Origin of the sequence: Photobacterium sagamiensis, from assembly GCF_050337085.1 — a bacterium.
GTDB lineage: Bacteria > Pseudomonadota > Gammaproteobacteria > Enterobacterales > Vibrionaceae > Photobacterium > Photobacterium sagamiensis.
In genome coordinates this window covers 1-744 of record NZ_JAKJSP010000127.1, presented here as the reverse complement: position 1 = coordinate 744, position 744 = coordinate 1, and the positions used below count along the sequence as shown (strand labels likewise).

Sequence of the window (744 nt, the reverse complement as noted above, 5' to 3'; positions counted from 1 at the left end):
ATCAGAATGTCACGGTGAATACGTTCCCGGGCCTTGTACACACCGCCCGTCACACCATGGGAGTGGGCTGCACCAGAAGTAGATAGCTTAACCTTCGGGAGGGCGTTTACCACGGTGTGGTTCATGACTGGGGTGAAGTCGTAACAAGGTAGCCCTAGGGGAACCTGGGGCTGGATCACCTCCTTACCTAAAGACTGTTTGTTTTATGCAGTGTCCACACAGATTGCTTGGTCGAAATGTAAAAGAGCGCTAGCGTTGCCCCGCAACGTTAGCAAGAAATCTTAGTCCCGTTCGTCTAGAGGCCTAGGACACCGCCCTTTCACGGCGGTAACAGGGGTTCGACTCCCCTACGGGACGCCACTTTCTAAACACACTTCTCTTGAAATAAAGAGCCGAGTGTTGTTAGAAAGTGTGTCTTTAATTAGATTCACAATGCTCTTTAACAATCTGGAAAGCTGACTAGTAAATTGAATTTTCGAATTCAATTACAAATGTTTTTTATGACTTCTTATTTAAAGAAGGGATAAAAAACGAGTTCTCAAAACAAACACATTCAAGTGTCTTGTGTAAGAGTCCGGCGAAAACAAATCCTCTCTTTTAAGAGAGAAACCTTGGTTGTTGCCATACGAAACCTCTTGGGGTTGTATGGTTAAGTGACTAAGCGTACACGGTGGATGCCTTGGCAGTCAGAGGCGATGAAGGACGTATTAACTTGCGATAAGCGTAGATTAGGCAGTAAAAGCC

Annotated in this window: 1 tRNA gene and 2 rRNA genes; all 3 read left to right on the top strand. The window is 45.7% G+C overall.

The features are described 5' to 3' along the window. Positions 1 to 186: ribosomal RNA gene (locus tag L4D76_RS28765) — 16S ribosomal RNA — on the top strand; the annotation flags it as partial. A 98-nt stretch (positions 187 to 284) separates the two neighbouring features. Next, positions 285 to 360 (top strand) — tRNA-Glu (locus L4D76_RS28760). Positions 361 to 647: 287 nt separating this feature from the next. Next, positions 648 to 744, top strand: a 23S ribosomal RNA gene (locus tag L4D76_RS28755); the annotation flags it as partial.